This window comes from Gordonia sp. QH-12 (assembly GCF_001578675.1).
GTDB classification, from domain to species: domain Bacteria; phylum Actinomycetota; class Actinomycetes; order Mycobacteriales; family Mycobacteriaceae; genus Gordonia; species Gordonia sihwensis.
On sequence record NZ_KQ969282.1, the window covers coordinates 13,219 to 37,019 of the forward strand.

21 protein-coding genes are annotated in these 23,801 nt (G+C 68.5%); 6 read left to right on the forward strand and 15 right to left on the reverse strand.

The window, feature by feature from the left end; all coding sequences use genetic code 11:
* Positions 1 to 13: 13 nt before the first annotated feature.
* Positions 14 to 1,135 carry a hypothetical protein gene (locus Y710_RS00085; RefSeq protein ID WP_006895545.1) on the forward strand — a complete coding sequence of 374 codons (1,122 nt, stop codon included), beginning with the start codon at positions 14 to 16 and terminating at the stop codon, positions 1,133 to 1,135.
* Here Y710_RS00085 and Y710_RS00090 read toward each other — a convergent pair.
* Complete coding sequence (locus tag Y710_RS00090) at positions 1,080 to 1,550, reverse strand: NUDIX hydrolase (RefSeq protein ID WP_006895546.1); 471 nt, start codon at positions 1,548 to 1,550, stop codon at positions 1,080 to 1,082. The two genes, Y710_RS00085 and Y710_RS00090, sit on opposite strands and share 56 nt — an antisense overlap.
* 35 nt (positions 1,551 to 1,585) lie before the next feature.
* Here Y710_RS00090 and Y710_RS00095 point away from each other — a divergent pair, with 35 nt between their 5' ends.
* The 3 genes from Y710_RS00095 to rsgA are packed head-to-tail and all read left to right on the forward strand — an operon-like array spanning position 1,586 to position 4,329.
* The gene (locus Y710_RS00095; protein ID WP_006895547.1) at positions 1,586 to 1,969 is read left to right on the forward strand and encodes a VOC family protein; all 384 of its coding nucleotides are present in this window, start codon (positions 1,586 to 1,588) and stop codon (positions 1,967 to 1,969) included.
* A gap of 21 nt (positions 1,970 to 1,990) precedes the next feature.
* On the forward strand, positions 1,991 to 3,274 hold the full coding sequence (gene aroA / locus Y710_RS00100) for a 3-phosphoshikimate 1-carboxyvinyltransferase (RefSeq protein ID WP_062365835.1): 1,284 nt from the start codon (positions 1,991 to 1,993) through the stop codon (positions 3,272 to 3,274).
* A complete protein-coding gene (gene rsgA / locus Y710_RS00105) occupies positions 3,271 to 4,329 on the forward strand; it encodes a ribosome small subunit-dependent GTPase A (RefSeq protein WP_006895549.1) in 1,059 nt (352 codons plus the stop codon). The genes aroA and rsgA overlap by 4 nt, the downstream gene beginning before the upstream one ends.
* A gap of 27 nt (positions 4,330 to 4,356) precedes the next feature.
* Here rsgA and Y710_RS00110 read toward each other — a convergent pair whose 3' ends face one another.
* The 7 genes from Y710_RS00110 to Y710_RS00140 all read right to left on the reverse strand — a co-directional run bounded on the left by Y710_RS00110 (position 4,357) and on the right by Y710_RS00140 (position 11,406).
* Complete coding sequence (locus tag Y710_RS00110; RefSeq protein WP_006895550.1) at positions 4,357 to 5,577, reverse strand: fatty acid desaturase family protein; 1,221 nt, start codon at positions 5,575 to 5,577, stop codon at positions 4,357 to 4,359.
* An 8-nt stretch (positions 5,578 to 5,585) separates the two neighbouring features.
* Positions 5,586 to 6,857 (reverse strand): fatty acid desaturase family protein, encoded by a 1,272-nt coding sequence (locus Y710_RS00115; RefSeq protein ID WP_062365838.1) that lies wholly within the window; start codon positions 6,855 to 6,857, stop codon positions 5,586 to 5,588.
* Between the two features lie 103 nt (positions 6,858 to 6,960).
* Positions 6,961 to 8,076: a ferredoxin reductase gene (locus Y710_RS00120; protein ID WP_006895552.1), complete on the reverse strand. Its 1,116-nt coding sequence runs from the start codon at positions 8,074 to 8,076 to the stop codon at positions 6,961 to 6,963.
* A 115-nt stretch (positions 8,077 to 8,191) separates the two neighbouring features.
* The gene (locus Y710_RS00125; protein ID WP_039867081.1) at positions 8,192 to 8,785 is read right to left on the reverse strand and encodes a mycothiol transferase; all 594 of its coding nucleotides are present in this window, start codon (positions 8,783 to 8,785) and stop codon (positions 8,192 to 8,194) included.
* A gap of 104 nt (positions 8,786 to 8,889) precedes the next feature.
* On the reverse strand, positions 8,890 to 9,387 hold the full coding sequence (locus Y710_RS00130) for a DUF6912 family protein (protein ID WP_006895554.1): 498 nt from the start codon (positions 9,385 to 9,387) through the stop codon (positions 8,890 to 8,892).
* A gap of 45 nt (positions 9,388 to 9,432) precedes the next feature.
* Entirely contained in the window at positions 9,433 to 10,893 is a 1,461-nt protein-coding gene (locus Y710_RS00135) for a wax ester/triacylglycerol synthase family O-acyltransferase (RefSeq protein WP_006895555.1), read from the reverse strand.
* A 69-nt stretch (positions 10,894 to 10,962) separates the two neighbouring features.
* Entirely contained in the window at positions 10,963 to 11,406 is a 444-nt protein-coding gene (locus Y710_RS00140) for an Rv3235 family protein (protein ID WP_231650127.1), read from the reverse strand.
* Positions 11,407 to 11,594: 188 nt separating this feature from the next.
* Here Y710_RS00140 and Y710_RS00145 point away from each other — a divergent pair, with 188 nt between their 5' ends.
* On the forward strand, positions 11,595 to 12,671 hold the full coding sequence (locus tag Y710_RS00145; protein WP_006895557.1) for a 2,3-butanediol dehydrogenase: 1,077 nt from the start codon (positions 11,595 to 11,597) through the stop codon (positions 12,669 to 12,671).
* Positions 12,672 to 12,674: 3 nt separating this feature from the next.
* Here the strand turns inward: Y710_RS00145 and secA are convergent, their stop codons facing one another.
* The 6 genes from secA to mtrA all read right to left on the reverse strand — a co-directional run bounded on the left by secA (position 12,675) and on the right by mtrA (position 21,459).
* Positions 12,675 to 15,446: a preprotein translocase subunit SecA gene (gene secA / locus Y710_RS00150; RefSeq protein WP_062365840.1), complete on the reverse strand. Its 2,772-nt coding sequence runs from the start codon at positions 15,444 to 15,446 to the stop codon at positions 12,675 to 12,677.
* 241 nt (positions 15,447 to 15,687) lie between these two features.
* A complete protein-coding gene (raiA, locus tag Y710_RS00155) occupies positions 15,688 to 16,413 on the reverse strand; it encodes a ribosome hibernation-promoting factor, HPF/YfiA family (RefSeq protein WP_006895559.1) in 726 nt (241 codons plus the stop codon).
* 255 nt (positions 16,414 to 16,668) lie between these two features.
* Positions 16,669 to 17,373, reverse strand: a complete 705-nt coding sequence (locus tag Y710_RS00160) for a ComF family protein (protein ID WP_062365843.1) — start codon at positions 17,371 to 17,373, stop codon at positions 16,669 to 16,671.
* 62 nt (positions 17,374 to 17,435) lie between these two features.
* Positions 17,436 to 19,157, reverse strand: coding sequence for an LpqB family beta-propeller domain-containing protein (locus Y710_RS00165; RefSeq protein WP_062365846.1), 1,722 nt, complete (start codon positions 19,155 to 19,157; stop codon positions 17,436 to 17,438).
* Entirely contained in the window at positions 19,154 to 20,776 is a 1,623-nt protein-coding gene (gene mtrB / locus Y710_RS00170; RefSeq protein WP_006895562.1) for an MtrAB system histidine kinase MtrB, read from the reverse strand. The genes Y710_RS00165 and mtrB overlap by 4 nt, the downstream gene beginning before the upstream one ends.
* Positions 20,773 to 21,459, reverse strand: coding sequence for an MtrAB system response regulator MtrA (gene mtrA / locus Y710_RS00175; protein ID WP_006895563.1), 687 nt, complete (start codon positions 21,457 to 21,459; stop codon positions 20,773 to 20,775). The genes mtrB and mtrA overlap by 4 nt, the downstream gene beginning before the upstream one ends.
* Positions 21,460 to 21,570: 111 nt before the next feature.
* On the opposite strand from mtrA, the gene Y710_RS00180 reads away from it, so the two are divergent.
* Entirely contained in the window at positions 21,571 to 22,203 is a 633-nt protein-coding gene (locus tag Y710_RS00180; protein WP_156479379.1) for a dTMP kinase, read from the forward strand.
* A 107-nt stretch (positions 22,204 to 22,310) separates the two neighbouring features.
* Here the strand turns inward: Y710_RS00180 and ahcY are convergent, their stop codons facing one another.
* Positions 22,311 to 23,798 (reverse strand): adenosylhomocysteinase, encoded by a 1,488-nt coding sequence (gene ahcY / locus Y710_RS00185; protein ID WP_006895565.1) that lies wholly within the window; start codon positions 23,796 to 23,798, stop codon positions 22,311 to 22,313.
* Positions 23,799 to 23,801 lie beyond the last annotated feature (3 nt).

A 23,801-nucleotide genomic window follows, 5' to 3' on the forward strand; every position in this document is an offset into this window, starting at 1 on the left:
CTAAGAATGTCGCATGCGCCTTCGACGACGGTCCCTGTTCGCCTCGGTCGCGATCGCGACGGTCTCGGGCGTAGCCTCGTGCACCGCGGCACCGCCCGACATGGGCGAACTCCCGCCGACCGCGATCGCGGCGATCTCCGTCGGTCAGGTGGTTCTGCCGAACCCGACCTCGGCCGCGAACGTGATCGTCGCGTTCGACGCGAAAGGCGACGAGGTCGGCCGGATCACCGGCGGCAGCGAGTACGACTCGACCGTGGCGCGGCTCGGCGACGGGATCTTCGGCATCGCCGGAAGCGGTGCCGTGGTGCTGCGGCCCGGGGAGAAGACCGTGACCGGCCCCGGAGGCCGCCGACGCATCGTCGGCTCCGCAACCGACCCCGACACCGGGCACGCCGTCATGTGGAACACCTTCGACACCACCCGGTACGTGCTCGTCGATCCCCACCGCAAGCCGTTCGGATCCGAGATCCCGGGCCGGCTCGCCATGGTCGCGCACTGTGAACACGGCTGGTACGCGGCCACCACCGAGACCGGACGCCCCTCGTCACGCGTCCAGCTCCGGCGCCTCGGCGAACCTGGCGCGAGCGTCGCGGTCGACCTGCCTGCGGATGTCTTCACCCGACTGCCGGCGGTCTGCGCCCCGAACGGTCGCGACCTCATCACGCTGCTGAAACCGATCGACGACGACACCGGCCCGCTACTGATGTCCATCGATCCCGAAACCGGGCGAACGGTGTCTCGCGAATTGGCCGGGCCGGATCATCCGTTGCGCGGCCATGTTCAGGCCTTCACCCGTCTCGACCACGATGTGTACCTCATCGGCTCGGACAACGGGGTGTACCGGTCACCGGTGTCCGGAGAACCCGCGGCGCCGGACAAGGTCTGGCAACTCCCCGGCGCCCACTCGACGACCAGGATGTTCGTGAGCGGAGCCAAGGTGCTCGTGGTATCCGGGCGAGACGAACCCGCCTACGGCGAGTACGACCTGCGGACCGGACGCCAGATCCGCGCACCGATTCGGCTCCCGTGGCTGCCGGGTCTCACCGACGGCGGGATCGACGTCACCGGCGCCGCGGACGTCATACGCTCAGCGCCTCGGCCAACCGCTCCACGAACACCGCCTGGGCGGCGTTGAGCTTGATCCGCGCCGCGTCAGCCCCGAACCACTCCCCACGGTCGATCTCGGGGAACTCCTGCACCCGGCCCGACTTGGGCGGCCACACCGTCTCGAAGGTGTTGCTCACGATGGCGCCGGCGTCGAGATCGCCCTCGAGTGCGAAGCCGACGACGCGTTTGCCGCTGCGCAGTCGGACCTCGCCGAGGTCGATTGCCGGGCCGTCGGGCGCAGGCCGACCGGTCTCTTCGGCGAACTCGCGGCGGGCGGCCGCGAGCGGCTCCTCGCCCTCGTCGATCAGCCCCTTCGGGATCGACCACGCACCGTCGTCCCTGCGTGCGAAGAACGGGCCGCCCGGATGCACCAGCAGCACCTCGAATCCCGCCGGCCGACGGCGGTAGAGCAGGATTCCGGCGCTGAACTGGGCCTTGGGCATGCGACCAGGGTAGGCCCCACGACTACGGTGGAGCCATGGAGATCCTTTCGAGCCGGACCCTGCTGATCTCACCCGACCCCGAGGCGCTGACCGCCTTCTACCGCGACCGACTGCGACTGGCGGTGGCCCGCGAGTACCCGGGCGGCACCGTCTTCCACGCGGGCACGGGTCTGATCGAGATTCCCGCGCACATGGCCGCCACCGCCGCCGGCGAGACCGGTGACGTGCTGTGGCTGCAAGTCCGCGACATCGCCGCCACCCGGGAGGCCCTCGCCGCCGAACAGGTCCCGATCGTCGCCGAACCGGAGACCAAACCGTGGGGCCTGATCGAGATGACCGTGGCCGATCCCGATGGGCGCCGCCTGATCGTGGTCGAGATCCCCGCGGACCATCCGCTGCGCCGGGACGTGCGCGGTTGACGACGTGAGAGACTGAAACCCATGAGCAATTGGGTCGCGCCCTTCCTTGACCGCCCCGTCGACTCCGTGGTCGACCTCCCCGGCTCCAAGTCCATCACCAATCGCGCGCTCATCCTGGCCGCGCTCGCCACCGGCCCGTCCCGCATCACCGGCACCCTCCGATCCCGCGACACCGACCTCATGCTCGATGGACTCGCCGCCATCGGGGTCGGCGTCGACTGCCACCCGGACGACCCGACCACCGTCGACATCACTCCGCGTCCCCTGCATGCCGGCTCCATCGACTGCGGCCTGGCCGGGACCGTGATGCGTTTCCTGCCCGCGGTGGCGGCGCTCGCGACCGGCGACGTGACCTTCGACGGCGACGAACAGGCGCGCAGCCGACCGCTCGGCACCGTCCTCGACGCGCTCCGTGCGCTCGGCGCCGAGATCGACGGCGACGGGCTGCCGTTCACCGTTCACGGCCGGGGCGGGGTGCCGGGCGGACCGGTCACCATCGACGCATCGGCCTCGTCCCAGTTCGTCTCCGGCCTTCTGCTGTCGGCCGCCCGTTTCGAATCCGGCATCTCGATCATCCACTCCGGGGCACCGGTGCCATCCATGCCGCACATCGACATGACCGTGGACATGCTCGAAAAGGCCGGCGTCCGAGTGGAGTTCGATGCGACGGCCACCCGCTGGCAGGTGGCGCCGACGGCCGTCGCAGCCGTCGACTGGACGGTGGAGCCGGACCTGTCGAACGCTGCCGCCTTCCTCGCGGCCGCACCGGCCACCGGCGGGCGGGTCAGCGTGCCGCGCTGGCCCGCCACCACCACCCAGCCGGGGTCCGCGATCGTCGGCATTCTTGAACGGATGGGCGCTTCGGTAGTCCACGCGCCCGACGGCCTCCTCACGGTCCGCGGCAACGGCCGCCCGAGGGCGATCGAGGTGGATCTGCACGAGGTGGGCGAGTTGACTCCGACGGTCGCCGCCCTGTGCGCGCTCGCCGACGGCACCTCCGTACTGCGCGGCATCGCCCACCTCCGAGGCCACGAGACCGATCGGCTCTCCGCGTTGAGCACCGAGATCAACCGCATCGGCGGGCAGTGCCGGGAGACTGACGACGGCCTCGTCATCACCGGGCGCGAGGCAGCCGCCTTGGAACCCGCACTCTGGCACAGTTACGCCGACCACCGCATGGCCACGGCGGGCGCCCTCATCGGCCTCCGCGTCGACGGTCTCACCGTCGAGAACGTCGAGACCACCGCGAAGACCCTGCCCGGTTTCGTGAAGATGTGGGAGGCGATGGCGGGGACCGCATCGTGAGCACCCGGGCGGGAACGGTTCGCGGCCGCACCTACGACGAGTCCGACGTACGGATCCGGCCCGGCAAGGGCAGTCGGCCGCGCACCAAGAACCGTCCGGCGCACGACGACGCCGAGACGGCCATGGTGGTCTCGGTGGATCGCGGCCGCTGGGGTTGCGTTCTGGACGGCGATCCCTCCCGCCCGCTCGTCACCATGCGCGCCCGCGAACTCGGCCGGACGCCGATCGTGGTCGGCGACCGCGTGGGTGTCGTCGGCGACCTCTCCGGCCGCCCCGACACGCTCGCCCGCATCGTCCGGGTCGACGACCGCAGCACGGTGCTCCGCCGCACCGCGGACGACAACGATCCGTACGAGCGGATCGTTGTCGCCAACGCCGACCGATTGCTGATCGTCACCGCGCTGGCCGACCCTCCGCCCCGGACCGGTTTCGTCGAACGCGCCCTGGCCGCGGCGTACGCCGGCGGACTGTCGCCGATCCTGTGTCTGACCAAGTCGGATCTCGCCGAGCCAGAGGAGTTCGCCGCACACTTCGCCGACCTCGAACTGCCGGTGGTGACGGCGGGCCGCGACGACGACCTCGGTCCGCTGTGGGACACCCTCGACGGTCATCTCACCGCCCTCATCGGACACTCCGGCGTCGGCAAGTCGACTCTCGTCAACCGGCTCGTCCCCGATGCGGACCGGGCCACCGGCGAAGTGTCCGGCGTCGGCAAGGGCCGCCACACGTCGACACAATCGGTGGCACTGCCGCTGCCCGGAGAATCCCCCGGGGCGCCGCCGCGCGGCTGGGTGGTCGACACCCCGGGCATCCGCTCGTTCGGCCTCGCGCACGTGACGCCGGATCAGATCGTCGACGCCTTCGACGATCTGCGCGACGCGATCGACGACTGCCCGCGCGGCTGCACCCACCTCGGCCCGCCGGCCGATCCCGAATGTGCGCTCGACGCACTCACCGGCAGCTCCCATCGGCGGGCGATGGCCGTGCGGGAACTGCTCAGGTCCGCGACGTCCACCGCTGCGGACGAGACACCGGTTCAGCAGCCGGAGGGCTGACCGCGGACGGCGGCCAGCCGTGCGGCATCAGCGGCGCCGTTCGGTGCGCCGGCGGCTCCGTCGCCTGGCGCGCACTTGCGCCAGCGCGGTCTTGAGCCCGCCGCCGAGCTTCGGCAGTCCGTCGAACCGGCGCTCAGAGGCGGTCTCGGGCGCGTCGTCGCTGGTCGCGATGAGGAAGCGGTCCGGCAGCGCGAGTTTGTTGATGGTCCGCAGCGTACGGAGGTACTGCATGGTGAGCGAACCGGTGTTGTACGGCAGGTCGTACTTCTCGCACAGTTCGCGCACCCGCACCGAGATCTCGGCCATCCGGTTGCTCGGCAGATCGGGGTACAGATGATGCTCGATCTGGTAGCAGAGGTTGCCGCTGAGGAAGGCCAGCGCGGGCCCGGCCTCGAAGTTGGCCGTACCCAGCATCTGGCGCAGGTACCACTGGCCGGACGTCTCGTCCTCGAGTGTCTCGACGGTGAACTTCTCCGCACCGTCCGGGAAGTGCCCGCAGAAGATGACCACGTAGGCCCAGAGATTCCGGATGAGATTGGCCGTCAGATTCGCTGTCAGCGTGCGCGTGAAGTTGGGGCCCGACAGCGCTGGGAACAGGACGTAGTCCTTGCCGATCTGCCGGACGATCTTGCGCGCGAACAATTCGATCTCCGGACGCGCCTGCTCCATCGGTTTGCGGCCGGCGATGACCTCTTTGAGGTCGAGGTCGTGCAGGCCGATGCCCCACTCGAAGGTGGCGGCGAGCATGAGATTGAACAGCGGCTGGAACGCGCGGCGGGGTTCCCACGGCTCGTCGCGCGTCACCCGGAGGATCTTGTAACCCACATCGTGATCCATGCCGATCACGTTGGTGTACTTGTGATGGATGTAGTTGTGGGAGTGCTTCCAGTGAGGTGAGGCGCAGACCATGTCCCACTCCCACGTCGTGGAGTGCACCTCGGGATCGTTCATCCAGTCCCACTGGCCGTGCATCACATTGTGGCCGAGTTCCATGTTCTCGATGATCTTGGCGACCGACAGTGCGCCGGTGCCGAGCAGCCACAGCGACCGGCGGTGGCTGCCGAGCAGTGCGAGCCGGCCCAGGACCTCGAGTCCGCGCTGGGCGTAGATGGTCCGCCGCAGGTAGCGGCGGTCCTGCTCGCCCAGACTCGACTCGATCTCGCGGCGCAGCATATCGAGTTCCGCACCCAGTGCCTCGACATCGGCGTCCGTCAGGTGCGCGTACTCATTGATATCTGAAATCGCCATCGATCACATTATGCCCGCGCGGGTGCGCGGCGGCTCCTCCGGCGCTCATTCAGGCTCACGATCGCAGTCTTGAGGCCCCGGCGACGTCCGGTCGCGGGATCGACCGTCGACACCAGACGCACCTGTTCAGACTCCTTGAACCGCCTCTCCGAGGCGGTCTCCGGAGCGTCGTCCACCGTGCCCGAGAGGTACTTGTTCGGCAACGACAGCTTGGCGATGGTGCGCCACGACTTCGCGTACTGCACGGGGAACGAACCCGTCGTGTACGGCAGGTCGTACTCCGCGCACAGCGCCTGCACCCGCACCGCGATCTCCGCGAGCCGATTGCTGGGCAGATCGGGGAAGATGTGGTGCTCGATCTGGTACGAGAGGTTCCCGCTCATGAAGGCCAGGACCGGGCCCGACCGGAAGTTGGCGCTTCCGAGCATCTGGCGCAGGTACCACTCACCGCGAGTCTCGCTGTCGACGTCCTGCTTGGTGAACTTCTCCGCACCGTCCGGGAAGTGCCCGCAGAAGATGACCGCGTTCGACCACACATTGCGGATCACGTTGGCCATCACATTCGCGGTGAAGGCCTTGCGGGCCCCGGAGCGCGAGCGGGTGACGGCCCCGACGAGCGCCGGGTACACCACGTAGTCCTTACCCGCCTGGCGCCCGATCTTGACGCCCACGTCGCGCAGGTCCTTCCGGAACTGGTCCTTCTCCTCCTGCGTCCGGCGCTTACGTCCCAACTCGAGATGTTGCGCGGCGACACCGTACTGGAAAGCGAGCGCCAGGACCGTGTTGTAGGCGATGTTGCCGAGGTTGAACGGCCGCCAGCGCTGGTCGCGCGTCACGCGGAGCAGGCCGTAGCCCACATCGTCGTCCATGCCGAGCACGTTGGTGTACTTGTGATGGATGAAGTTGTGCGTGTGCTTCCAGTGAGCACTGGGTCCGGTGTTGTCCCATTCCCACGAAGTGGAATGCACCTCGGGATCGTTCATCCAATCCCACTGCCCGTGCATCACGTTGTGCCCGAGCTCCATGTTCTCGACGATCTTCGCGACTCCGAGAGCCGACGCCCCGGCCCACCACAGAGCCCGATTGCGCGCACCGAAGGTCAGCGCGCGACCGGCGGCCTCGAGCATCCGCTGGAATGCGATCGTGTTGCGGATGTACCGCGCGTCGCGTTCACCGCGATCGGCTTCGATGTCCGCGCGGATCTGGTCGAGCTTCGCACCCAGTTCTTCGACGTCCGCGTCGGTCAGATGGGCGTATTCGGGGATGTCGGAGATCGCCATGCCACTCCTCGTTGCCTACGACTTCGTAACTTACGTAAGCGTAGGTTACGGTTCCGTAGGCTGTCCACCCCGCGACGACGTGGTCCACGTCATAGGCACCGATTCACACGTCGAGCGTGCAGTCTCCCGCCGCGGCGCTCACGCAGGTCTGGATGCGCTCACCCTCCACGTGCTCCACGCCCGTCCGCAGATCACGCACGCACCCCTTGTCGAGCATCACGACGCAGCTCTGGCAGATCCCCATGCGGCAGCCGAAGGGCATCAGCACGCCCGCCTGTTCGCCGGCCTCGAGAAGCGTCGTGGCACCGTCGACCTCGATCTGCCGATCCGGCGTGCCGAACGTGACGACGCCGCCCTCGGCACCGTGAGCACCGCGTTCCAGCGCGAACCGCTCGATGTGCAGATTCTCCTGAATACCCGCTTCGTCGAACTGTTCGCTGAGCATGTCCAGGAACCCGCCCGGACCACAGGCCCAGGTGGCGCGCTCGGCCCAATCCGGACACAGCGCTCGCAGCTGCGCCGGCGTCACCTTGCCGTCGGTGCGGGTGAACTGCAGGTGCAGGTCGATCAGGCCCTCGTCAGCCATCCGCCGGAGTTCGTCGCCGAAGAGCAGATCGTCCTCCGTGGGAACCGAGTGGATCAGCCGGACGTCGGCGCGCTGAGCGCGTCGGCGCATCGTGCGCAGCATCGAGATGATGGGCGTCAGACCGCTGCCCGCGGTCGCGAACAGGATCTTCTCCGGCAGCGGGTCGGGCAGGACGAATTCACCGGCGGGCGCCGCCAGGCGCACCACGGTGCCGGGTGCCAGCCCCTTCACCAGATGCGACGAGAGGAATCCCTCCGGCATCGCCTTCACCGTGATCGATACCGTCCGCTGCGCGCGCGACGACTCCGGCTCGGAGGTCAGTGAGTAGGAACGCCACGTCCAGCGTCCGTCGACCAGGACGCCGATGCCGATGTACTGGCCCGGGTGGTAGTCGAACGAGAAGCCCCAGCCCGGCCGGATGACGATGGTCGCGCTGTCCGCGGTCTCCTCGGTCACCGAGACCACCTTGCCGCGCAATTCCCGCGCCGACCACAGCGGATTGGCCAGGTGCAGGTAGTCGTCCGGCAACAGGGGGGTCGTCACGCGAGCGAAGGCCGCTCGAAGCAGCCTGGCACGCTTGTGCCTGGCCGCCACGTCGGCCGCCGGTGCCTCGAATCGTTCACGCCACGCCATCGCGCGCCTCCTCCGCCCGGTTCCGGGCCGCCCCGGAACACCTAACTTACGATTCCGTAGGTTAGCGTTTCGGGGCGCCGAGGGCGAATGGAGCGCACGTCAGTCGCGTCGCGGATCAGGCCAGCAGCGTCCCCGGGGCCGGTGTGTACGGCGTGAAGAACTGATTGGCCGGCGCACCGGCCAGCGTCATCTCCAGCGCGGCCACCGACATTCCGTCGATCTGCTCGCGGATGATGTCGGCGTGCCCGGCATGCCGGGCGTACTCCTCCACCTGGTGGCACATGTAGTACCGATTCTTCATCGGCCGCGACTCGTAGACACCCGCCCACGGCGCGGGCGGCGCCATCGCCTCCCCGTCGGGATCGCTGCTCCGCATCGCTTCGAGGAACTCGGCGCGCGCGGCGTCGAACCGCTCGATGATCCCGGCCGCAGTCTCGTCGTCGGTGAGCGCGAAGCTCCCCATGTACTCGGCCAACGCCGCCTCGTCGAGCACCAGTTCGCCGGCGGTGCCGTTCAACTGCGCTGCGGCCCCGCGTAGACCGCGTTCGATGTGTTTGATGAGTCCGCCGATCGAGAGCACGCTGCGACACGGCGTCTGTCGGGCCTGAGCCTCCGTGAGTCCGAACGCCGCGGCCCGCAGCGCTCCGAGCTGTTGATCGGCGTAGTTGATGAGGCCGGTGAGTTCGTCGTCTCGGGCCGGTGCGTACATGGTGTCCTCCTGGGGTCGGTGTTCCTCGCCCATTCAGACTCGCAAGCATTCCGGTCAGTTCTCGTCCGGTACTGAAAGTTTCTCTGGAGAAGTCTTCGGGGACTTCAGAGCAGTTCCAGGAGGAACGGCAGTTCCTGCGTGGCGTACCAGCCGAGGTCGTGGTCCTCCACGTCTCCGACAGCCAGCTCGCCGTCCTCATCGCCGAGGTCGGCGCGGTCGATCACCTCGACCGCCGCCCGCACTGCGTTCTCGGCGTCTGAACCGTCGACGTGGACGGCGACGATGTCGCCGTGCGGGATCGTTCCGGCGACCCTGACCACCGCGTCGTCGAGATCCGGACGCGGCGTCGCTTCGGCGTCCGCGACCACCACCACCCGACGCACCGGAAGCTCCGAGTCGTCGACGGCCAGCAGTCGCAGCGACGCCCGGGCGGCCTCCCGGAGCGCCACCTCCGACAGTTCCTCGTCGTCACCGGCCACATACGCCTCGCGCAGCGCCGGTGTCAGCGCGAAACCGGTGCCTCCGACCGGTTCGAAGGCCCGGCCGGGTTCGGCCACCAGCCGTTCGATCATCGCCAGGGTGGCCGGCAGATAGACGCGCATGAGATGCCTTTCGATCGGGGTCGGGAGGGTCGGCGGGCCCTGTCGTCACCGGTTGCCGGGGTCCGGGGAACCGTCGTACGACTGCCCGCTCGCAAGCAGTTCGTCCAGCGACTCGGTGACGTATTCGGCCATGGCGGGGAGGTCGACCACCACGGCCCGGTCGGCGATGAAGGCGAACTGCACCTGGTTCGCGTACTCGTTGACACTGATGCCCAGAGCTCTCTGCGCGGCGAGCGTCGGAATGGTGAAGATTCCGGTGATGGGGATCCCGCCGACGAACTTGCGGCCGATCCGCTTGGCGCTCATCGAGATCGGCACGTTGTACGACCGCTGGAACAGGCCCGCGAACGCCCGCGTGGACCGGTCGGCGAAGGGCACCAGCCCGAACTCCGGAAGCAGGGGGCGCAGCCCCTGCGACATCCGCCGTGTGGACTGGGAGTAGCGATTCGCGAGACCGGCCACCTGCATCAGCCGGACGGCGGGTGCGTCCTCCCCCACCGGCAGGTCGGTGACGAACTCCGTCCCGCCGACCACGATCCACGAGCCGCTCGGCTCTCCTTCGACGGTGTCCGGATCGCGAGCCGCGAGCGGCATGGTGGCCCGCATCGTCTCGCCGTGGCCGACGGTGTCCTTGATCGACAGCGACCACCGGCGCAGCACGCCGGTGATGATGGCCAGCACCACGTCGTTGAACGAGCACTCGAAACGGTTCGCCACCGCCTCGAGATCGCGGCGGGACACCGACGAGAAGGCGAACAGCCGCGACGACGTGGTGACCGCGTTCAGCGGGCTGTCGGGGGCGGAGTTGACCATCTGAGAGACGGCGTCGCCGACCAGACGGACCGATTTGTCGGCCACCGACCAGAGATCGGCGACCGGGCCGTTGCCGCGCAGCAGGGTGTCGACCATCTCACCGGGCCGGGCCATCGCCTCGGCCAGCGCTCCGACGGTCAACGAGGCCGCTCCGGGCGGCCGCCGCGGCATCCACAGATCCTCCGCCATCGGGGCGGCGTCCGCGACGTCGTCGCAGATCACCTCGCTCAATTCCGGGTTGCCGGTGCCGCCCAGCAGACAGCGGTGCGTCTTGGTCAGGATCACCGACCGGCCGCGGCTGAGTCCCTCGATCAGGTACATCTCCCACAGCGGCCGGGTCCGGTCGAGTGGGCGCGACATGAGCCGCGAGACCAACTCCTGCAGTTGTTCGGAGTCACCCGGCTGCGGCAGCGCGGACAATCTGATGTGGTAGTTGATGTCGAACTCACGGTCGTCCACCCACACCGGACGCGCCAGCCCGAGCGTCACCTCGGTGATCACCTGGCGGTACCGGGGTGCCGCCTGCAGTCGGTTCTCCACCAGCGAGACGAGCGAGTGGTAGTCGATCCCGGTCGCGTCGTCCTTCCGAAGCTTGCTCGGGTCGAGGATCAACAGCGCTCCGAGGTGGGCGGTCGTCCCCGCCCCGTCCAGGAAGTAGAACATCGCCTCGTCCGGCGACAGCCGATTCACCATGATGCGTCGAGTTTATGCCGATCGCGGGCGTCCGCGGAATCATCGCCGGCGCGGCCTCACACCACGGCCTCAGACGATCGCGAACTCGACGATCACCCAGCGTTCCGCGATCCGGCGCGGTCCGCCCCGCGACGGCAACGGCACCGACCGGATCTCGATGCGGCCGGCCACCGCACGCACTCGGCGTCCCCGCACGAAGGTGCCGAAGTAGGCGGCCTGGCGCGGTCCACCGATCTGCAGGTGGACTCGCAGCAGCCGCGCCGTCTCAGCACTCCCCGACGGCCCGGCCCGATGCTGGAGCAGTGAGCCCACCTGCGATTGCACCTCGGCCGAGACCGTGCGCAGCAGATGGTCCACCGGTCGGCGACCGTCGAGCACCTCCAGCATCTGCTGCAACGCGTACACCGTCGCCGACCGCGCTGCACCGGCACGGTCCGCATCCGTCCGCTCAGCGCCGTTCCGAACCGGCGGCGCCGGCCGGTCGACGATCCCATTACCCCCGAGTGTGTTCACCGTCATATCTATCGGACGCACCCGGGGCGGGTTCGGTTCCGCGACGCGCCGAGAGCACGGCCGACCCCCGTCCGCTGCAACCCCCTGCAACCGTTGCGCCCCGCCGGCGGTGGGCGCACGCTCGTTTCTGGGCGGGTGATTCACATCACAGTCCACACTTCCCGTTCCGACGCTCAGAAGGAGCACCGATGAGAGCCGCACGCTACTACGACCGCGGAGACGTCCGCATCGAAGAGATCGACCCGCCGGAGGTCGGGCCCGGCATGGTCGGCATCGACATCGCCTGGTGCGGCATCTGCGGCACCGACCTGCACGAGTACGCCGACGGCCCGATCTTCATCCCGCCGGCCGGACATCCGCAGCCGATCAGCGGCGAGAGCGCTCCGGTCACGATCGGACACGAGATGTCGGGCGTCGTCTCGGAGGTGGGCGACGGCGTGACCGATCTGGCGGTCGGCGATCACGTGGTCGTGGAGCCCTACATCCTCGCCGACGACGTCGATACCGGTCCGCACAGCCACGACTACCACCTGTCGCGAGACATGAACTTCATCGGACTGGGCGGCTGCGGTGGCGGACTCGCAGAGAAGATCGCGGTGAAACGGAGGTGGGTGCATCGGATCGACGCATCGGTACCGCTCGACCAGGCCGCGCTGATCGAGCCGCTGGCGGTCGGTTTCCACGCCGTACAGCGCAGCGGCGCGCAGTCGGGTGCGATCGCGCTCATCACCGGCGCCGGACCGATCGGACTGCTCACCGCGGCCATCTGCCGGGCGCGAGGCATCTCGGTGATCATCAGCGAGCCGAGCCCGCTGCGCCGAGCCAAGGCCGCGGACACCGGAGTCGCCGATCACGTGCTGGATCCCGCGGCGCAGGACGTGGTCGCTCGGGTATCGGAGCTCACCTCCGGACGCGGCGCGGACGTCGGTTTCGAATGCACATCGGTTCAGCCCGCGTTCGACACCCTGCTCGATGCCGTGAAGCCGACCGGGGTCGTCGTGGTGGTGTCGATCTGGGGCAGCCCCGCCGGACTGGACATGCAGAAGCTGGTGCTGAAGGAGATCGACCTGCGCGGCACCATCGCCTACGTGAACTCTCATCCCGAGACGATCGCGCTGGTGGAGAGCGGCGAGATCGATCTCGCCCCGTTCATCACGGGCAAGATCGACCTCGCCGATCTGGTCACCGAAGGCTACGACACCCTGCTGCACCGCAACGAGACCGCCGTGAAGATCCTGGTCTCGCCGTCCGGCGCGGGAGTGTGACCGTCAGCGCTTCTTGCGCGACTTCGGAGGCTTGTTCGACGGCTTGGCGCCCGAACGGGCGGCGGCGCGCCGTTCGCGACGGCTGCCGAGCACCTCCGACGGAGTTCCCGAGGCGTGCTCCTCGACCTCGGAGAGCACCTCCGCGTCGCCGGTCTCCGACGGCCCGCTGTAGGTCATCGCCGGTTCGGCGCCGTCGGCGGCCTCGTCGCCGCCGAAGGCCGCTCCGGCCAGCATGTCGCTGACCGACGTGCCCAGCGCCGGAGCCGGGGCCTGCGTCTCCACCTGTGCGTTGAAGATGTAGGTGACGGCCTCTTCCTTCATGCCCTCCAACATGCCCTGGAACATGTCGTAGCCCTCGCGCTGGTACTCCACCACCGGGTCGCGCTGAGCGACCGACCGCAGGTGGATCCCCTCGCGGAGGTAATCCATCTCGTAGAGATGATCGCGCCACTTGCGGTCCATGACCGTGAGCAGGATCGACCGTTCCAGTTGACGCATCGCGCCGTCGCCGGCGATCTCCGCCAGTTCCTTCTCGCGGCGGTCGTAGGCGGCGAGCGCGTCGTCGACCAGCACCTCGCGCAGTTGCTCGCGGGAGATGTCGTCGCGTTCGCCGTACTCGTTCTCGCCGACGACCCGCTTGGGATCGAGCGCGATCGGGTACAGCTTCGACAACGCCTCCCACAGCGTCTCGAGGTCCCAGTCCTCGGCGTATCCGACCTCCGTGGCACCGTCGACGTAGGCACCGACCACGTCGCGCACCATCTCGCGCACCTGATCCCGATGATCCTCGCCCTCGAGGATCTCGCGGCGCTCGCCGTAGATGACCTTGCGCTGCTCGTTCATCACCTCGTCGTACTTGAGGACGTTCTTGCGGATCTCGAAGTTCTGCTCCTCCACCTGCGTCTGCGCACTGCGGATGGCGCGGGTGACCATCTTGGCGTCGATCGGGACGTCGTCGGGCAGGTTGAGGCGGGCCATGATGGTCTCGAGCGCGGCGCCGTTGAACCGCCGCATCAGTTCGTCGCCCAGGGAGAGGTAGAACCGGGACTCGCCGGGGTCGCCCTGGCGGCCGGACCGGCCACGCAGCTGATTGTCGATGCGGCGCGATTCGTGACGCTCGGTGCCGAGGACGTAGAGTCCGCCCACCTCACGGACGTCGTCGGCCTCCTTGGCGGCCTCGGTGCGGGCGATCTCGATCGCCTCGTCCCACGCCGCCTCGTACTCCTCGGGAGTGTTGACGGGGTCGAGTCCCGCCTTGCGCAGCCGGGTGTCGGCGATGACGTCCGGGTTGCCGCCCAATACGACGTCGGTGCCTCGGCCGGCCATGTTGGTGGCCACCGTGACCGCCCCGAGCCGACCGGCCTCGGCGACGATCTGTGCCTCCTGCTCGTGGTACTTCGCGTTGAGGACGGTGTGCTTGATCTCCCGCTCGGTCAGCAGCCGCGACAGGTACTCCGAGCGCTCGACGCTCGTGGTACCGATCAGGACCGGCTGGCCCTTGGCGTTGCGCTCGGCGATGTCGTCGACCACCGCGTAGAACTTGGCCTCTTCGGTCTTGTAGATCAGGTCGGTCTGGTCCTTGCGGATCAGCGGACGGTTGGTCGGGATCGGCACCACGCCCAGCTTGTAGATCTGCTGGAACTCGGCGGCCTCGGTCTCGGCCGTACCGGTCATGCCTGCGAGCTTCTTGTACAGGCGGAAGTAGTTCTGGAGGGTGATCGTGGCGAGAGTCTGGTTCTCGGCCTTGATCTCGACGCCTTCCTTGGCCTCGATCGCCTGGTGCAGGCCCTCGTTGAAGCGCCGGCCGTCGAGCACACGCCCGGTGAACTCGTCGACGATCATCACCTCGCCCTTGCGGACGATGTAGTCCTTGTCCTTGTGGAAGAGCTCCTTGACCTTGATCGCGTTGTTCAAGTAGCCGACGAGCTGAGAGTTCTCCGGCTCGTAGAGGTTGTCGATGCCGAGCCGGTCCTCGACGAAGGAGACACCGGCCTCGTGGACGCCGACGGTCTTCTTCTTGATGTCGACCTCGTAGTGGACGTCCTTCTCCAGCAGCGGCGCGATGCGCGCGAACTCGGCGTACCACTTGCTCGACGAGTCGGCCGGGCCCGAGATGATCAGCGGGGTGCGGGCCTCGTCGATGAGAATCGAGTCGACCTCGTCGACGATGGCGTAGGCGTGTTCCCGCTGCACCAGGTCTTCGAGTGAATGCGCCATGTTGTCGCGCAGGTAGTCGAAGCCGAACTCGTTGTTGGTGCCGTAGGTGATGTCGGCCGCGTACGCCTCACGACGCTGATCGGGCGACATGCCGGTCAGGATCACCGCGGTCTCGAGACCGAGGAAGCGATGCACGCGGCCCATCCACTCCGCGTCGCGCTTGGCGAGGTAGTCGTTCACGGTGACGACGTGCACGCCCTTGCCGTTCAGCGCGTTCAGGTACGCCGGGAGAACACAGGTCAGCGTCTTGCCCTCACCGGTCTTCATCTCCGCGATGTTGCCGAAGTGCAGCGCCGCGCCACCCATGATCTGCACGTGGAAGTGCTTCTGGTCGAGGACGCGCCACGCGGCCTCACGAGCCACCGCGAAGGCCTCGAGCAGCAGATCGTCGAGTGTCTCATCGCCCTCGAGCCGCTCGCGGAACTCGACGGTCTTGCCCCGCAGTTTGTCGTCTGAGAGCGCTTCCATCTCGTCGGAGAGCGCCTCGACGCTCGTCGCGATAGCGTCCAGGCGCTTGACCATGCGGCCTTCGCCCAGTCTGAGCAGCTTGTTGAGCACCGGCAATCCTCTGGGTTCACGTTTCGATTCACCGTCGCGCCCCGCCGAACCGTCGACGTGGCGGACAGACCTCGGTCCATGGTACGGGTCCGTCGTCGACGACGCCGTATGCAGGCATGTCCGACCGGCACTGCATCGCACATGACGTCAACGATTGTTGACGCGCTCGGCGACGCGTGGGTGAACGCGACGGTGGCCGCCACCCGGTCAGGGCGACGGCCACCGCTGCTGGGACGAGACCTCAGGCGAGCCTGATGAGTCCGTAGTCGAATGCGTGACGGCGATAGACCACCGACGGCTTGTCGGTCTCGCAGTCATGGAACAGGTAGAAGTCGTGACCGACGAGTTCCATCTCGTAGAGCGCCTCGTCCACCGACATCGGCGACGACGGGTGATCCTTCACGCGCACCACCTGACCGGGCGAGTGGTCCTCGACACTGTCCTCGAACGGATCCGGGGACGGCGCAGGCGTCTCGGGAAGCAGGTGCGGCGCGTCGGCCGCCGCCTCGGCGAGCGAGGTGGGACGGTGCATCCCGTCCTTGCGGATCCGCTTCCGGCTCTTGGCGCGGCGCAGCCGCTTGTGCAGCTTGTCGAAGGCCAGCTCACTGGCGGCGTAGAAGTTCTCGCCGGCGGCCTGTGCGCGGATCACCGGACCGCGGCCACGGCCGGTGATCTCGACGATCTCGGCGCTCTTGGACTGCCGTGGATTCGGTTCGTGGTACAGGACCACTTCGAAGCGGAAGATCGTGGGGTCGAAGTGCTCGAGCCGGGAGAGCTTGCTGCTCATGTAGACCCGGAAGTGATCCGGTATCTCCACGTTCCGGCCACTCATGACGAGCTCCGCCTTCAACTCGCCCGCGTCCGACGTGTCGACGGTGGACGGCAGCTCGAAAGCGGCTTTGAGGTCGACGCGTTCAGCGGGTGCGGCTTTCGACTCGCGCTGTCCCTTGCGGTGAACGACCGTCATATCGACATCCTCCTCAGGTTGCTCCCGTCCGGAATCGAGACCGGATCGGGGTACCAATTCGCTAGTCGCGCAACCACATTCAGGTAGCGGTTTGGCGCGATGGGCAGTGACCCGCTGAGCTGAAGCGGAGGATCTACCGCGCTCGTGAACACATCGGCGCGGTGGAAAAGGCTTCCTCACCTCCCGGCACTCGATGTTCATCACTGCCACTTCCGAAGGTATCCGCAAACTTCGGTTCCGGCCACGTTTTGCCGATCATGCACCCGCCAGAACCACCGCTCCGGTCACAGCGGCACCGGAACACCGAAGGCGTCTCACCGCCTGCGCGACGGTCGCACCGGTTGTGAGGACGTCGTCGACCACCACCACCGGTACGGCGGGCCCGGCACCGGCGCCGACCAGCGCGGACGGCAGTGGGCGGCGCAATCGCACCGCTCCCGCGAGGTTCGCGCCGCGCGCCCCGGCCCCCAGCCCCGCCGAGTCTCGCGTCCAGGCCGCGGTCACCAGCGCCGGCACCACTCGGACGCGGCCGCCGAGGACGTCCGCGGCCTCACGGGCGAGCGCGGTCACGGTGTCGCCTCCCCTGCTCCGGGCCGCCCACGCCCGCGTGGGTGCGGGGACGAGTGCGAGTCGATCGGAGGCGGGCAACTCACCCCACTGCGCGAGCGAGAGGATCCCGTCGGCCAGCACGCGGCCCAGAACGGGCGCGAGATCGCGTCGGCGATGCTCCTTGAGATTCACGACGGCCGACGCCATCGGTCCGCCGTACCGGGCCATCGCCCATACAGGCACACCCGGATCCACACGCGGAGACAGCTGCCGCGGCACATCGTCGAGTCGAGCCCGGCAAGCGTCGCACCACGGCGTTCCCGGGCGCCCGCACCCTCCGCACTCCCGCGGCACCGCGAGGTCCGCCAAGGCCGCCAACACGGCTCGGGAGCGTGCCCGATCACCCGCCATGCCCGAGCATCGTCCTCCTGCGATGCCGGACTGTCACCCGGTTGTTCCACAGCGACCGCCGGTCAGCCGCCGGGGATCACCGGCCTCGTTCCCGGTCCGGCATCGGGGCCCAGCGCGGTCCAGTACTGATCCGGCCGGATCTGGCCGGTGCCGATCTGCTGGATACCGCGATTGTCCGAGACGTACACCGTGGTCGACGATGCCGCGACGTCCACCAGCGGCGGCTTGAGGTTGCCGCTGACCATCGCGACCGGCTGCGTGCCGACGATCGACGTCTTCCACACCGGGCTGTCGCCGCCGTTCACCGCGAAGTACATCGTCTTCGACGACGACCAGGCGATACCGATGCCGATGCCCGCCACCTCCGGCGCCAGCAGGTAGACGCCGGTCAGTGCCGGCACGCCGACATCGTTCACGGACAGCACGGCGAGCAGGAGCCGGCCGCCGACCACCAGGGCCACGCGCACGCCGTCCGGTGAGACCTGCAGACCGGTGATCGGCCCCGGCGCCACCGCGCGGACCTCCGCGGTGTCGATGGACTCGATCCGCGTGCCGTCGCCGTCCGACATCCAATGGATCGGACGGCCGTCGACCACCGCGTATCCGGTGGCGGGATCCGGCCCGAAGGACGGCGTCGTCACCGAGGCGCCCGCGGCCACCTCCACGGCATCGCCGCCGTACGGCCCCACCAGCAGCACCCGGCGACCGCCGCGGTCGGCGACGGCGGCACTTCGGCTCATATCCGCGGAGATGGCCGCCGACTGGAGGTCGTGGGCGGCGCCGAGTGCGCCGTCGACGGGTACCGCCCGGTTCCCGGTGAGCCTGGCCAGGCCCCCGTCGCGCACCAGGTGCACCGGGTCGACGGCGCGCTTCTCCGGCTCGGGTTCGAAGGTGCTGACATCGGCGGTGTGCCAGCCCTCGTCGCGGCCGGGAACCAGCGGAGCGCCGTCGGCGGTGATCCGGTACGTGCCCGAGAACCCGGCGTAATCGAGGGTCCAGACGATCTGCGCCGCGAGAGTGGTTCGCGCCTTCTGGTCGCCGTCGGCGACGTTGCCGAGCGGAACCGTCACGACGTCGCCCTTGGTGGTGACCGGTCCGGCGGCGGCGCTGCCGCGCGCCGCTCCCTGGCTCACCGCACCGGCGAGTTCGGGCGCCGGACCCGCCAGCAGCCGGTTGACCAGGACGCTCGCATCGAGTTCGGGACCGAACAGCCAGCGCGGGTCGGCCACCAGCCGGCTCAGCGTGCGATCGGGGAAGAACAGGTCGGCCTGCCGATACGCCGTGAGGAACTGCGACGAGTCGGTGACCGATCCCACGGGCGGGTCGCCGCTGATCCGCCACGTCCCGCCGCTCTGCTCCAGCGACAGCGCCATCACCCAGTCGCCCGTGACGGGCCGGAGCGTGCCGCCGGGCGACAGCACTCCCGTCTTCTCGCCGGTGACCCGGAGTCGGACCGCGTCGTCGGTGCGCTCGTCGACGGTGACGCCGACGTCGCGGACCACGGTCATGTCTCCCTGGTCGTCCCATCGTTGGCTGGCGCCCGCGGTCAGGAACTTGCGCGCCGCCCGATGCCCGGCGGTGGGGTCGGACATCGCCTTCACGAAGTTGCGCGCGACGGTCTCCGGGTCGTCGCCCCGTCGGGGCGAGGGCACGATGTTGGTCGGCCGTTTGCGGTCGAACGCCTGGATGGGCTGCGGAGACGAGGAGTCCGGAATGTCGACGCATCCGGTGAGAACCATCGTCGCGGACAGCAGCAGCGCGACCAGCACCGCGACCCGCCTCATCGGGGCGTCTCCCCGATCGGCTTCAACGGCAGCGGGCTGCCGAGGAGCTTGTGGCCACGAACCAGTGGCAGCGTGAGGCGGAAGCAGGAGCCCTCCCCCGGCGCTCCCCAGGCCTCCAGTCGGCCCTGGTGCAGACGGGCGTCCTCGATGCTGATCGCCAGGCCGAGGCCCGTGCCGCCCGAGCGCCGCACACGCGACGGATCCGATCGCCAGAATCTGTTGAAGACGAGCTTCTCCTCTCCCGGACGCAGGCCTATCCCGTGGTCGCGGACGGTGATCGCCACCGCGTCGCCGTCGGAGCGCATGGTGAGCGTGACCGGCTTGTGCTCGCCGTGATCGATGGCGTTGGCGAGCAGGTTACGCAGGATCCGCTCCACCCGGCGCGGATCGATCTCGGCCATCACCGGCTCCGTCGGCATGTCGATGATCAGGTCGCTGCCCGTCTCGGCGGCCAGTGGAGCCACCGTGGAGACGGCCGCGTCGATGGGCACCGCGATGTCGAGCTTCTGTGCCGCCAGCTCCGCCATCCCCGCGTCGTGACGCGAGATCTCCAGGAGCTCGGTCAGCAGCGTCTCGAACCGGTTCAGTTCCTTGTCGAGCAGTTCCACCGAACGGCGCTGCACCGGGTCGAGTCCCTCGCGGTTGTCGTAGAGAAGGTCGGCGGCCATCCGGACCGTGGTGAGCGGCGTGCGCAGCTCGTGGCTGACGTCGGAGGTGAACTGCCGCTGCAGCCCGCCGAACTCCTCGAGGTGGTTGATCTGACGGGAGAGGCTCTCGGCCATGTCGTTGAACGAGACCGCCAGCCGCGCGAACTCGTCCTCGCCGTGCACCGGCATCCGCTCGGAGAGACGGCCGTCGGCGAAACGCACGGCGATCCGGGTCGCCGACCGCAGCGGTGCGATCACCTGTCGGGTCACCAGCCAAGCGATCGCCGCGAGCAGACCGAGCAGCACCACCGCACCGGTCAGCAGCGTTCCGCGCACCAGCGACACCGTGTTCTCCTCGGTGCCCAGGGGGAATACGAGGTAGATCTCCAGCCCCTGGATCGGGCTCTCCACCGGGGAACCGATCACCAGCGCGGGGACGGTGTCCCCGGCCTGATCGATGGATGTGTACTGGAAGGCGACCTGGCCCCCGGCCACCATCTTGCGCAGGGCGGTCGGCACGTCGCGCACCGGCCCCACCGCGATCTCCTGCTCGTTCGGCTCGCCGGGAACCACGAGCACGGAGTCGAACGAGCCGGCGACCGACGACGTCTGCGGCGACTCGGTGTCCTGGTCGGTGAGCAACGATCGCGCTCGGGCCAGCCGATTCTGCACAGCGGTGTTCGATTCCCCGCTGCTCAGCACCCGTTCCACCACCGCGCGCATCCGCGCGATCTCGTCGGTGGCGACTTCCTCCTTGGCATCCAACAGGCGCCCGGTGATCTGACTGATCAGGACGAAACCGAGAATCAGCAAGACCACGAAGGACAGAACCAGCGTCGAGACGATGACTCGCGTCTGAACCGAGCGGCGCCAGATCTGTCCGGCCACCCGTCCGACGGTCGCCGCGGCGCGCCGGACCGCTGTGATGAGGCGTTCGATCGGCCCCCGGTGAATCCGGCGGCCACCGATCACGGCGGACCGGCCTTGTAACCGACCCCTCTCACGGTGAGCACGATCTCGGGGTTCTCCGGATCGATCTCGACCTTGGCGCGCAGCCGCTGGACGTGGACGTTCACCAGACGAGTGTCGGCGGGATGCCGGTAGCCCCACACCTGTTCGAGGAGGACGTCACGGGTGAACACCTGACGGGGCTTGCGCGCCAGCGCCACCAGAAGGTCGAACTCCAGCGGAGTCAGCGAGATCGGCACCCCGTCGCGGGTGACCTTGTGCGCCGGGACGTCGATCTCCACCGGACCGATCGCCAGGAGTTCGGCCGGATCGTCCTCGGTGCGCCGCAGCCGGGCTCGGATGCGCGCGACGAGTTCCTTCGGCTTGAACGGCTTCACCATGTAGTCGTCGGCACCGGATTCCAGGCCGAGCACCACGTCGACGGTGTCGGATTTGGCGGTCAGCATCACGATCGGCACACCGGAGTCGGCGCGGAGCACCCGACAGACATCGATGCCGTTCATTCCCGGCAGCATCAGGTCGAGCAGGACGAGGTCGGGTCGAACCTCGCGCACCGCGGTCAGCGCCTGCGTCCCGTCTCCGACGACGAACGGCTCGAAGCCTTCGTTCTTCAGAACGATCGTGAGCATCTCGGCGAGAGCGGCGTCATCGTCAACGACCAGGATGCGTGGCTTCATGCCTGCCATGGTGTCACTTCTGCCGCGGATAGCGCGGTGCGACACGCCTTGCCGCGCAGGTCCGGACGGCGTGCGGCGCGCCGCATCCACGTGGCGCAGGCGACTGCCTAGACTGTCCGCGTGGGCATTCTGGTTGCTGTCGAAGGTCTCGACGGTGCGGGCAAACGCACCATCGTCGGACGCCTCGAAGCCGCTGCGATCGACCGTGGCGCGTCGGTCCGGACGCTCGCGTTCCCCCGCTACGGCGAATCGATCACCGCGGACATCGCCTCGGAGGCGCTGCACGGACGGCACGGTGATCTCCGGGACAGCGTCTACGCGATGGCCCTGCTCTTCGCCCTCGACCGGGCCGCGGCACGGCGTCAACTGCACGACGCCCTCGCCGGGAACGACCTCGTCATCTGCGACCGCTACACCGCGTCGAATGCGGCCTACAGCGCCGCGCGCCTGGGTGCGGGCGCCGCGTCCGAGGTCGTCGACTGGGTCGCCGACCTCGAGTTCCGACGGTTTCAACTCCCGGTTCCCGACCACCAGTTGCTCCTCGGAGTTCCGCCGGAAGTCGCGATGGGCCGCGCCAGCGGTCGCGCGGAGGCCGAGGCCGACCGACCCGTGGACACCTACGAGCGCGACGCCGACCTGCAACACGCCGTCTACCGCGTCTACGGCGAACTCGTGCAAGCACAGTGGATGTCGACCTGGTCGTGGGCCGACGGCGACGCGGCCGTCGACGCCGTTCTCGCACAGCTCGGGTAGTCCGGAGCCGGCCGCAGGGAGCCGGCCGCAACGAACGACCGCCGCCGGTCGGGAGAGCTCGGCTCCCCGACCGGCGGCGGTGCGGTGCATCCAGCCGGTTCGGTGCGTCAGTAGCGGTAGTGCTCGGGCTTGTAGGGGCCCTCGACGTCGACGCCGATGTACTCGGCCTGCTCCTTGGTGAGCTTGGTCAGGCTGCCGCCGAGCGCTTCGACGTGGATGCGCGCGACCTTCTCGTCGAGATGCTTGGGCAGGCGGTACACCTCGTTGTCGTACTCGTCGCCCTTGGTCCACAGCTCGATCTGGGCGATCACCTGGTTGGCGAAGCTGTTGCTCATCACGAACGACGGGTGGCCGGTGGCGTTGCCCAGGTTCAGCAGTCGCCCTTCGGACAGCACGATGATGCTGTGGCCGTCGGGGAACACCCACTGGTCCACCTGCGGCTTGATGTTGATCCGCGTCATTCCTTCGGCGGACTCGAGTCCGGCCATGTCGATCTCGTTGTCGAAGTGACCGATGTTGCCCAGCACCGCCTGGTTCTTCATCTTCTTCATGTGCTCGAAGGTGATGATGCCCAGGTTGCCGGTGGCCGTGACGACGATGTCCGCGTTGCCGATCGCCTCATCGACGGTGACGACGTCATAGCCGTCCATCATCGCCTGCAGTGCGTTGATCGGGTCGATCTCGGTGACCTGAACACGGGCGCCCTGCCCCGCCAGCGACTCCGCGCAGCCCTTGCCGACGTCGCCGTAGCCGCAGATCAGCACCTTCTTGCCGCCGATGAGGACGTCGGTGCCGCGGTTGATGCCGTCGATCAGCGAGTGGCGGGTGCCGTACTTGTTGTCGAACTTGCTCTTGGTGACCGAGTCGTTGACGTTGATCGCCGGGAAGTCGAGTTCACCGGCGGCGGCGAACTGGTACAGACGGAGCACACCGGTGGTGGTCTCCTCGGTGACGCCCTGCACCGACTCGGCGATCGCCGTCCACTTGCCCGGGTCTGCGGCCAGCGAGCGGCGCAGCAGTTCCAGGAACACCTTGTACTCGGCGGGGTGATTGTCGTCGGCGGGCGGAACGACGCCGGCCTTCTCGAACTCCGCGCCACGCAGGACCAGCATGGTCGCGTCGCCGCCGTCGTCGAGGATCATGTTGGCGCGCCGCGGCTCGCCGTCGACGTCCGGCCAGGTCAGCATCTGCTCGGCCGCCCACCAGTACTCCTCCAGGGTCTCGCCCTTCCAGGCGAAGACCGGCACACCCTTGGGCTCCTCGACGGTTCCGTACGGGCCGACGACGACGGCCGCGGCCGCGTGGTCCTGGGTGGAGAAGATGTTGCACGAGGCCCAGCGGACCTCGGCGCCCAGATCGACGAGCGTCTCGATCAGGACGGCGGTCTGCACGGTCATGTGCAGCGACCCCGAGATGCGAGCGCCCTTGAGGGGCTTGACGTCGGCGTATTCGCGGCGCAACTCCATCAGACCCGGCATCTCGTGCTCGGCGAGGCGGATCTCCTTGCGGCCGTACTCGGCCTCGGAGAGGTCGGCGACCCTGAACTCGACGCCGTTGCGGGTTTCGGTGGTCAGAGCGCTGGAAGGCGCGGTCATCTG